Raw genomic sequence first — 11,646 nt, forward strand, 5'->3', positions numbered from 1 at the left:
GGAGAGGCGCTCGCCGAAGGGAACGAGGAGCGGCTCGAGTTCGGCACGGGGAAGCTCGACGGCGGCCATGGCGCCGAGGCCGACGAAGGGCACGAGGGCCCGGCTGCGTAGGGCGACGATCCGTGCGGCATCGTCGAGGGATAGTGCGCCCGCGACGTAGGCGGCGGCAATCTCGCCCTGGCTGTGGCCGACCACGGCATCGGGCTGGACGCCGAGCGATCGCCAGAGGGCGGCGAGGGAAACCATGACGGCGAAGAGCGCCGGTTGAACGACGTCGATGCGCTCGAGGGAGAGGGCCCCGTCTCGAGCCGAAAGGACGTCGAGGAGCGACCACTCGAGGAAGGGGGCGAACGCATGCGCGCACGCTTCGATCTCGGCGCGGAAGACCGGGGAGGTCTCGAGGAGCGACGTGGCCATGCCGTGCCAATGCGATCCTTGGCCAGGAAAGACGAAGACGACCTTGCCTTCGCCCATGCTTTGGCCGATGGCCGTCGTTGCCTCCGGCTCCCCTCGGCCGAGCGATGCGAGATCCTGGACCAGCGTCTCTCGATCGCGTGCGACGAGGCTGGCGCGGTGCTCGAAGCGCGAACGCGATGTGGCGAGCGAATAGGCGAGATCCACGAGCGCTACGTCGGGGTGCGCCTGCACGTGCTCCTGGAGGCGCACTGCTTGCGCGCGAAGCGCTTCGGCGCTCTTGGCCGATAGGATAACGGGCACGGGCACGGGCACGGGCACGGACACGGGAGCGATGGGATCGACGCCCTCCAACACGACGTGCGCATTGGTCCCGCTGAGGCCAAACGCGGATACCCCCGCGCGCCGTGGCCCATTCGCCCGATGCTCCCAAGGCCGGAGTGCATCCACGACCTGCACGGGAAACGAATCCCACTCGATGAACGGATTGCGCGGCGTGGAATGAAGCGTCGGCGGCAGTGCGCCCTTCTGCAGCGCGAGCACCATTTTGGCGACGCCCGCGAGCCCGGCGGCATACTCCAGGTGCCCGATGTTGCTCTTCACGGCACCCAAGAACAGCGGGCGTGAAGGCTCCCGTCCTTCGCCGTAGACGGCGCCCAATGCGTGGACCTCGATGGGATCGCCGAGCGAGGTTCCCGTTCCGTGGCACTCGACGACATCGATGTCCGACGGCGCGAGCCCCGCATCGGTCAAGGCCGCGCGGAGCACCTTCTGTTGCGACGACCCGTTGGGGGTCGTGATTCCGCTGGACGCCCCGTCGTGGTTCATGGCGGTGCCGCGCACCAGCGCCAGCACCTCGTGCCCGCGCGCCTGCGCATCGCTCAGCCGCTCGAGCGCGAGCACGATGGCGCCTTCACCGCGTCCGTAGCCATCGGCATAGGCCGAAAAAGCCTTCGAGCGCCCATCCGGGGCAAGCGCGCGTGTGCGCGAAAGCAGCACGAAACCATCGGCCGACGCCATCACGCTGGCACCGCCGGCCAGCGCCAAATCGCACTCGCCCTGCCGCAGCGACTGGCAGGCCATGTGCAGCGCCACCAGCGAGGACGAGCACGCCGTATCCACCGAGAGCGCGGGCCCCTGCAGCCCGAGGGTGAACGCCAGCCGCCCCGCGGCGAACGACGGCAGGGAGCCTTGCAGATCGTAGGCTTCCAGCTGATCGGCGTACCCCAAGAACGGCGTGTAGTCGCCCGGGCCGATGCCCACGAACACACCGGTGCTCGAGTCCTTCAGCGACGACGGCGTGATCCCTGCGTTCTCGAGCGCTTCCCACGTCACCTCGAGCAAAAGGCGCTGGCGAGGGTCCAAATGCTTCGCTTCGCGCGGGCTGATGCCGAAGAATGCCGCGTCGAACTGGTCCACGTCGTCGAGCAGCGCTGCGTCGCGCACGTAGCTTTTGCTCATCGCGTCCGGATCCGGGTCGAACACGGCGTCCGCGTCCCACCGGGTTCGCGGAATCGGCGCGACCGCGTCGCCGCCCCGCTCGAGAAGGCGCCAGAAACCGTCGGCGTCGTCGATACCTCCGGGAAGGCGCAACGCCATGCCCACGATGGCCAGCGCTTCGTTGCGCATCGCATGCCGTTCACCGTCGGCGGTGGCCACCTCGGGGCTCGCCGCGAGGCCGAGCGCCGGTGCCAGCGACTCCCGCAAAAAGGCGGCCGCACGTTGTGGCGAAGGATGGTCGAACGCGATGGTGGCGGGCACCTTCACGCCGGTGGCCTTCTGCAAGCGGCGGCGGAGCTCGACGGCCATCACGGAATCGAGGCCCAGATCGAAGAAGCCCTTGCCGGTCTCGATGCGCGAAGCATCGGCATGGCCCAGAACGGACCCCGTCTCCGCTTGCACCAGCGCGACCAACTGCCGCAGACGGTCCGCCTCCGAGAGGGGCCGTAGTTTGCTCAGAAGCTCCGATTCCTGCGCGCTCGAGGGCGACGAAGGCGCCTCCGCGAGCGCGCGCCGCACCTCGGGGATGTCGTCGAGCAGCGGCCGCGGTCGCGCGGCGGCGAAGGTCGGTGCGAAACGCGACCAGTCCATGTCGGCGACGGTGAGCGTCGTCTCGTCGTGATCGAGCGCTTGCACGAGGGCGCCCAAGGCAAGCTCCGGGGCCATCGGCAACACCCCGCGGTTCTGCAGCAGCGCGCTCGCGCGATCGGTCAGCATGCCTCCACCGGCCCACCCGCCCCACGCAACCGAGGTCGCCGTCAGGCCTTCGGCGCGGCGTTGCTCGGCCAAAGCGTCGAGGAAGGTGTTCGCCGCCGCATAGGCGCCCTGTTGGCCGCCGCCCCAGCTTGCCGATCCCGACGAAAAGAGCACGAAGGCGTCGAGCCGCCGCTCTCCGAGCAGCTCGTGCAAGTGCCGCGCGCCCGCGACCTTGCCGGAGACGACGTCGCCCAGCTCGCCCAAGGTCATGCCCGCCAGCGGCGTCTCCTGCGAAACACCGCCCGTGTGCACCACCGCGCGAAGCTCGGGGCCCAAGGCATCGAGCTGCCGCAGCAGCCCTTCGAGCGCACCGCGATCGGCGGTGTCGCACGCGTGCACGGTGACCCGGGCACCCATGGCGGATAGCTCCTCGCTGAGGGCAAGGGCCCCCGGGGCATTCGCACCGCGCCGGCTGACGAGCACCACGTGCTCGGCCCCACGCTTCGCGAACCAGCGCGCCACGTGTGCGCCCAAGGCTCCGGTGCCGCCGGTGATCAGCACCGTCCCTCGAGGCTCGTACGCCCGCGCGGGCCGCGGATCGGGGCCCAGCGGCGCGCGCACCATGCGCCGTGCGAACAGGCCCGTCGCGCGCAGCGCGAGCTGGTCTTCGCGCGCAGCGACCAGGGCTGCCCGCAAGCGTTCCAGCGCCTTCGCATCGAGCGGGGCGTCGGGCAAATCGACCAAGCCACCCCAGCGCTCCGGGTGCTCGAGGCCGACCACGCGCCCCAGGCCCCAGCTCATCGCGCGCGCCGGGTGCGTCAGTCGATCCGAGCGCCCCACCGACACCGCCCCGCGGGTCAGGATCCACAAGGGCGCCAGCACGCCGGCGTCGCCCAAGGCCTGCACAAGGCACAAGGTGAGCGCAAGCCCGAGCGGCACGCTGGGCTGCGCCTCGCGCGGCGTATCGTCCAGTGCGGCGAGGGAAATGACGCCGCGGAATGGCGTCGTTGCTTGGGCAGCTAATTCGCGCAGCCGGCCTGCGAGCTCGGCGCGATCGAGGGCTTCGTCGCCCAGGCGAAGCACGGTGGGGGCAAACGCATCGGCGAGCGCGGTCGTCGCGGGATCCTTTTCGAAGCGCGCCGGAACCACGAGCAGCCAAGGGCCGGACGCGTTCTCGGCGTTGATGGAAATCGGCTTCCAGGTGATGCGGTAGCGCCAGGTGTCGATGGTGCCCCGATCGCGCTGCTGCCGTCGCCAATTCGAGAGCGCGGGGAGCACGTTTGCGAGGGCATCGCGATGCTCCGCCCCGAGCACGTCCGCGTCGCCCTGATCGACGGCCTCCCAGAAGCTCGACTCGCGGGAAGGCTCCATGGCCGTGTCGCTGCCGTCGTTGCCCGTCGCCTCGAGCCAGAAGCGCTCGCGTTGAAACGCATACGTCGGCAGGTCGACGCGCCGCACGTTCTTGCCGGCGAACACGCGGGCCCAGTCCAGCGGGCACCCGCGCGTATGAAGCTCGGCCGCCGACAGAAGGAAACGCGCCCAGTTGCCTTCGTCGCGCCGCAGCGATCCGACTACGCACGGGGCGGGTTCGAGCTCGCGGCGCTCGAGGGTCTCGGTCAAAGCCAGGCCGAGTACGGGGTGCGGGCTTACCTCGACGAAAAAGCGGTAGCCGTCGGAGAGAAGCTTCTCGGTGGCATCCTGCAAACGAACCGTCTGCCGAAGGTTGCGGTACCAATAGGCGGCATCGAGCTCGGTGCCATCGAGCTCCTCTCCGGTCACCGTGGAATAGAGGGGCAGGGCGGCACGGCGCGGCAAAATGCCCGCGAGCTTCCGTTCGAGCTCCTCGCGCACCGCTTCGATGTGCGCGCAGTGGGAGGCGTAGTCGACGCGCACCTTGCGGGCGAAAATCTGGGCCGCATCGAGCTCGCGAAGCAGGGCATCGATGGCCTCGGGATCGCCCGAGACGAGGGTGCTGCGCGGGCTGTTGATGGCCGCGATGGCGAGTCGCTCGCCGAACGGCTCGAGGCGCTTCTCGAGCTCCGCGGCCGCAAGCTCGACGGCGGCCATGGCCCCTTTGCCCGCGAGCCGTGTGAGCTCGAGGCTGCGCAAGGTCACCACCTGCGCGGCATCTTCGAGCGACAGCGCCCCCGCGACGTACGCCGCCGCAATCTCGCCCTGGCTATGGCCAACGACGGCGTCCGGCTCGATCCCCGTCGCCCGCCAGAGCGCGGCGAGTGAGACCATCACCGCAAAGAGCGCCGGCTGGACGACGTCCACGCGTTCGAGCGAGGCTGCATCCCCGCGAAGGACCTCGAGCAGCGACCAGTCGACGTACGGCGAAAAGGCCCGTTCGCAGGCCTCGAGTTGCTCCCGAAAGACGGGCGAGCTCTCGAGCAAGGCGAGCGCCATGCCCTTCCATTGCGAGCCTTGTCCGGGAAAAACGAAGACCACCTTGCCCCCCGATCCGGCGTGACCGCTGACCATGTCCGCCGCCGGGCGTCCTTGTGCGAAGGCTTCGAGCGAGGCGGTTAACTCGCCGCGGTCCCGAACGACGAATGCCGCGCGATGCGCGAAGTGCGCCCGCGTGGTCGCCAGCGAGTATGCGACGTCGACCAGGCCGAGCTCTGGCCGGTTCTCGAGATGCTCGCGAAGGCGTTCTGCCTGGGCCCGCAGCGCCTCTTCGGTCTTCGCCGAGAGCAGCACGGGGGTGGGGACGGGCACGGGCACGGGCACGGGCACGGGCACGGGGTCGATGGCCTCCAGGACAACGTGGGCATTGGTCCCGCTGATGCCAAAGGCCGAAACCCCCGCGCGCCGCGGGCGGCCTTGCACCGCCCAGACCACGGGCTCGTTCAACAGCCGCACGCTGGGCTCCCAATCGATGTGCGGTGAGGGCTCCTCCGCATGCAGCGTCCTGGGCAGAACGCCGTGCTGCATGGCGAGCACCATCTTGATCACACCGGCCACACCGGCGGCGGCTTGGGTGTGCCCGATGTTGGACTTCACGCTTCCGAGCCAGAGCGGACGCTCCTCCGAGTGCGCTTTGCCGTAGGTCGCGAGCAGCGCGTGGGCTTCGATGGGATCGCCCAGGCGAGTCCCGGTGCCGTGCGCCTCGACGGCATCGACATCGCGCGGATCGAGCCGCGCATTGGCCAGCGCCTGCAGAATCACGCGTTCTTGCGCGGGGCCATTGGGGGCGGTCATGCCCTGGCTGCGGCCGTCCTGGTTGATGGCCGAGCCCCTCAGAAGAGCCAGAACGGGGTGGCCGTGGCGCTTGGCATCGGAGAGACGCTCGAGCAGCACCATACCGGCGCCCTCGGCCCATCCCGCGCCGTCGGCCTGCGCCGAGAAGGCTTTGGAGCGACCATCGGGAGCCCCCGCGCGCTGACGGCTGAACGCGATGAAGACGTTGGGCGTGGCGATCACCCCGGCGCCGCCGGCCAGTGCCAGCGAGCACTCGCCAAGCCGCAAGGATTGGCAGGCCAGGTGAATGGTCACCAGCGAGGAGCTGCACCCCGTATCGAGGCTGACCGCCGGACCCTCGAGCCCGAGCGTGTAGGCGATGCGGCCCGACGCCAGGCTGGCCAGGTTGTCGATGGCCACGTACGCCTCGAGATCGCCCGGGGCGCGCCGCACGCGCGAGCCGTAGCCATTTTCGATGATCCCCACGAACACGCCCGTGGGTGAGCCCTGCAGTGTCGTCGGGTCGATGCCCGCGCGCTCCAGGGCCTCCCATGACGTTTCGAGCAAGAGCCGATGCTGCGGATCGATGGCCAGCGCCTCGCGCGGGCTGATCCCGAAGAACGCGGGATCGAACGTGTCGGCATCACGCACGAAGCCGCCCTCGCGCACGTAAGTCTTGCCCGCGGCATCGGGATCTGCATCGTAGAGCGCATCGATGTCCCAGCCGCGGTTGTCGGGGCAGTGCGAGATGACGTCCCGCCCCTCCGAGAGCACGCGCCAGAAATCCTCGGGCGAGCGGACGTCGCCGGGAAAGCGGCACGCCATGGCCACGATGGCAATGGGCTCGTCGTTCACCACCGTCGCGGTCCGGGCGGTGGGCGCGAGCGCGTCCCCCGTGAGCTTCTGCGCGAAAAACCGTGCAAGGGCCGCGGGCGTGGGATGGTCGAACAGCAGCGTAATGGGCGATCGAAACCCAGTTGCAGCTGAAAGTCGGTTGCGAAGCTCGACGGCCATGAGCGAATCGAGCCCGAGCTCCTGCAAGGCGCGTTGCGGTTCGAGCGCACCCGGCGAGCCCATACCCAAAACGGCGGCCATCTCGGGACGGATCCGCTCGAGCACGGCCTGCTCGCGCTCGGCCGGATCGAGCGCGACGAGCTGCTCTTGCAGCGAAGAGGCCGCGGCGACATTGCGGGCGAGCCGCCGCGCCGGACGAACGCGAACCAGGCCTTGGAGCAGCGGATGGACCGAGGGCTGCGCCGAAAGGGCGAGAAAGTCGAAGCGGGCCGCCACCAGGGCGGCTTCGGACCGGGCGAGTGCGACATCGAAGAGGGCGAGGCCTTCGTCGGCGGAGAGGGGACGCAGCCCGCTGCGAGCCATGCGCTGGAGATCGCGCGGATCGAGGTGTGCGGTCATGCCGCTGCGGTCGGCCCAGAAGCCCCAGTCGAGGGAGAGGGCGGGCAGACCTTGGGCGATGCGATGGCGGGCGAGCGCATCGAGGAAGGCGTTGGCGGCGGCATAGTTGGCCTGCCCAGGCCCGCCGAGAACGCCGGAGAGCGAAGAAAAGAGGATGAAGGCGGAAAGATCGAGTGAGCGGGTGAGCTCGTGCAGGTGCACGGCGGCATCGAGCTTGGCGCGCAGAACGGAGCGAAGGCGCTCGGGGGTGAGGGAGGTGAGCAGCCCATCGTCGAGGGTGCCGGCGGTGTGGATGACGGCTCGAAGGGGGTGCTGGGCGGCGATGGAAGCCAGGAGCCGCTCGAGGGAGGCGCGATCGGAGGCATCGCAGGCGACGATGGAGACGTGGGCGCCGAGCTCCTCGAGCTCGCGGCACAGGGCCTCGGCGCCATCGGCCTCGGGACCGCGTCGGGAGGCGAGGAGCAGATGGCGGACGCCGTGAACGCGCACCAGATGCCGTGCGAGAAGCGCGCCCAAGGTTCCAGTGCCGCCGGTGATGAGCACCGTGCCCTCGAAGCGCGTCGGCGTGGCCGACGTGCTCTCCAGCCGGGCGAGCCGGGGAACGAAGGCGAGGCCCTTTCGAAGGGCCAACTGGGGAAGGCCGAGGGCGACGGCGGAGGGGAATGCGCGGCGGGAAGCTTCGGAGTCGTCGGTGTCGAGAAGGAGGATTCTGCAGTCGGGATTCTCGGACTGCGCAGAACGGACGAGGCCCCAGAGGGGCGCGTGAACGAGATCGGCGAGGCCGCGGTCGAGGTGGGTGGCGACGGCGCCGCGTGTGGAGATGACGAGTGGCGAGGCCGAGTCGCCTGCGAGCCAGGACTGCAGAAGCGCGAGCGCTCGGGCGCTGGCCTCGTGGGCGGCGGGAACGAGAGGCTCCGAGCCATCGTGGACGAAGGGCACCACGTCGGGCAACGGCTCCGACGAGGCCGCGGGCAGCTCCACGGGCACCCAATCGACCCGCAGCAGGGTATCCGCATGTGAGGCCGTCATCGCCTGGGTGGTGACCGCGTCGATGCGGGCCACCGGCTCCCCGGTGGCATCCGCGAGATCGAGCGCGATCGTGTCTTCTCCGAGGGAGGCAACGCGCACGCGCAGCCTCGAAGCGCCCACGGCCTGCAGCGAAAGGCCCCGCCACACGGCAGGCGTCCGCCCCTGCAAGGCCGCATCGAGCAACGCCGGGTGCAGATGAAACCGCTCCGCATCGGCCGCCAAGGCGGGTGGAAGCTCCACCTCGAGGGCATCGTCGCCGTGCATCCAGGCGCGGGGCGCCGGCGAACGACCCAGCGTCCCGCTCGCGTGCTTGGTCCACGTCGCCGCATGCTCCGGGCGCGCGTAGATGGCCAAAGCCTCTCGGCCGACGAACAACTGCACCAACACGGCATCGTCGGCGGGCAGCGCGAGCGGCACATCCAGCGTCAGGGACTCGACGCCATCGATTCCGACATAGCGTGCCGCAACCAGGGCCAACTCCACGAAGACCGTGGCGCTGGAGCCGCCGAGCCAGGGATGCTCGGCACGCGACAGGCGCCCGGTGAGGACGTATCCGTTCTCGTCCGCCCGCTCGACAATGGCCCCGAGCAGCGGGTGCTCCGTGGACGCGAGACCCGCAGACGTCACATCGGCACGTTTCTTCTTCGGCGCCTCGAGCCAGAAGCGCTGGTGCTGAAAGGCATACGTCGGCAGGTCGACACGGCGGGGCGATCGCGATGCGAAGAACGCCTTCCAATCGAGGGGCCATCCACCCGCGTGCAGCTCGCCCAACGAGAGCAGAAAGCGCCCCAAGTCCCCTTCGTCGCGTCGAAGGGAGCCCGTGACCGTGCACGGAAGGCCGGCGCGCTCGAACGTCTCGTTCAGCGCGATCGTGAGCACGGGGTGCGGGCTCACCTCGACGAAGAAGCCGTACCCTTCGCGCTCGAGCAGGTCCCGAGCCACCTCCGCGAAGCGCACGGTCTGGCGCAGGTTGCGGTACCAGTATGCCGCATCGAGCTCGGGCCCTTCGAGCCGGCCACCGGTGACCGTCGAGTGCAACGCCACACTCGCCGTCCGCGGGGAGAGCGTCCCCAGCTCGGACGCGAGCCGCTCGGCGATGGCTTCGACCTGCTCGCAGTGCGAGGCATAATCCACGCGAACCTTGCGGGCGAAAACCTGCGCGGCCGAGAGTTGCGCGAGCAACGCATCGACGGCCTCGGGCTCGCCGGAGACGAGCGTCGCGCTGGGGCTGTTGATCGCCGCGATGGACAGGCGCCGGCCGAAGGGCGCGAGGTACGCATGCAGCGCATCGGCCCCGAGTTGCACGGCGGCCATGGCGCCGGTGCCCGCGAGACGGGTGAGCGCACGGCTGCGAAGGGTGACGACTTTTGCGGCATCCTCGAGCGAGAGGGCGCCCGCGACGAACGCAGCCGCAATTTCGCCCTGGCTATGGCCCACGACGGCGTCGGGAAGCACCCCGTGCGAACGCCACAGCGCGGCCAGCGCGACCATGACGGCAAAGAGCGCCGGCTGCACGACGTCCACGCGATCGAGCGACGGCGCACCCTCCCGGCCCTGCAGCACGTCGAGCAGCGACCAGTCGACGTACGGCTCGAAGGCGCGCGCGCACGCTGCGATTTGCTCGCGGAAGACGGAGGAGCTCGCGAGCAACCCGAGCGCCATGCCTTGCCACTGCGAGCCTTGCCCCGGAAAGACGAAGACGACCTTTCCGCCGTCACCCTTGCTCCGTCCCAGGACGGTGCTCGAGGTTGGCGAGCCTTGCGCCAACGCCTCCAGCGCCTCGAGCAGCTCGCTGCGATCTCGTGCCACGAGCGCGGCGCGGTGTTCGAAGTGAGGGCGCGTGCAGGCCAGCGAGAAGGCTACGTCGGCGAGCGGCAGATCCGGGTGCTTGGCCAGGTGCTCGCGAAGCCGCCGCGCTTGCGCGTGCAATGCGGGCTCGGTTTTCGCCGAGAGCAGCACGGGTTCGGGCACGGGCACGGGCACGGGCACGGGCACGGGCACGGGCACGGGGGTGGATTCGGGCTCCTCCAGAATGACGTGCGCGTTCGTGCCACTGACGCCAAAAGAGGAAATGCCCGCACGGCGGCGGCGCTTGTCGGCTGCATCGTAGGCGGGCCAGGGAACGGCGTCGCTCAGGAGCCGAACGGCGCCCGATGACCAATCGATGCGTGGCGAGGGATTCCCGGCGTGCAACGACTTGGGCAAAAGCCCATGCTGCATGGCCAAGATCATCTTGATGATGCCGCCCACGCCCGCCGCCGCTTGCGTGTGCCCCAAATTGGACTTGAGGCTGCCGAGCCAGAGCGGCTTGTCCTGCGCGCGGGCCTGCCCGTAGGTGGCCATGAGCGCGTGCGCCTCGATGGGATCGCCCAAGGTCGTGCCCGTCCCGTGGGCCTCGACGGCATCGATGTCCTGAGGCCCGAGCCGCGCGTTTTCCAGGGCCTGCAGAATCACCCGCTCCTGCGCCGGCCCATTCGGGGCGGTCAGACCTTGGCTCTTGCCGTCCTGGTTGACGGCCGATCCCCGTAGAATGCCCACGATGGGGTGCCCGTTGCGTTTGGCGTCCGACAGCCGCTCCAAAAGCAGCATGCCCACGCCCTCGGACCAACCGGTGCCATCGGCATCCGCCGAAAACGACTTGCACCGTCCATCGAGGGCGAGGCCGCGCTGCCGGCTGAATGCGATGAACGTCCGCGGCGTGGCCATGAGGGTGACGCCGCCGGCCAGCGCCAGCGAGCACTCGCCCTTGCGCAAACTCTGGCAGGCGAGGTGAATTGCCACCAGCGACGAGCTGCATGCCGTGTCGATCGTGACGGTCGGACCGTGGAGGCCGAACGTGTACGCGATGCGACCCGAGGCGACGCTGGGCGAGCTGCCGATGTCCACGTAGCCTTCGAGATCGTCCGGCGCCGGCAAGAGCAGGCCGTAATCGTTGTACATGACCCCGACGAACACGCCGGTCTGCGAGCCTTGGAGCGATGCGGGATCGATTCCCGAGCGCTCCACCGTCTCCCACGACGTCTCCAGGAGCAGGCGCTGCTGGGGATCGATGGCCAGCGCCTCGCGCGGGCTGATGCCGAAAAAACCGGGATCGAATTGATCCGCCTCGTGAAGAAAGCCGCCTTCGCGCGCGTAGCTCTTTCCCGGTGCGTCCGGATTGGGATCGTAGAGCGATTCCAGCTCCCAGCCGCGATTGGTGGGAAATGCGGTAATGCCCTCCCGGCCTTCGGACAAGACCGCCCAGAGATCCTCCGGGCTCCGCACGCCGCCGGGATAGCGGCAGCCCATGGCCACGACGGCAATCGGTTCGCGCGATGCATCGACGAGCTCGCGATTGCGTTTGCGCAATCGCTCGACATTGATCAAGGCCGCACGAAGCGCTTCGATGGTCTCGTTGGGTGAATTACTCAT

General features: G+C 69.5%; 1 protein-coding gene (cut by a window edge). It reads right to left on the reverse strand.

Annotation, left to right across the window (positions count from 1 at the left end):
* Positions 1–11,646 carry the 5' portion of an SDR family NAD(P)-dependent oxidoreductase gene (locus LZC95_19195; GenBank protein WXA98935.1) on the reverse strand. It extends 8,478 nt beyond the left edge of the window, so the window shows 11,646 of its 20,124 coding nt (coding positions 1–11,646); it begins with the start codon at positions 11,644–11,646; its stop codon lies off the left edge, out of view.

This window comes from Sorangiineae bacterium MSr12523, assembly GCA_037157775.1.
Lineage (GTDB): Bacteria > Myxococcota_A > Polyangia > Polyangiales > Polyangiaceae > Pendulispora > Pendulispora brunnea.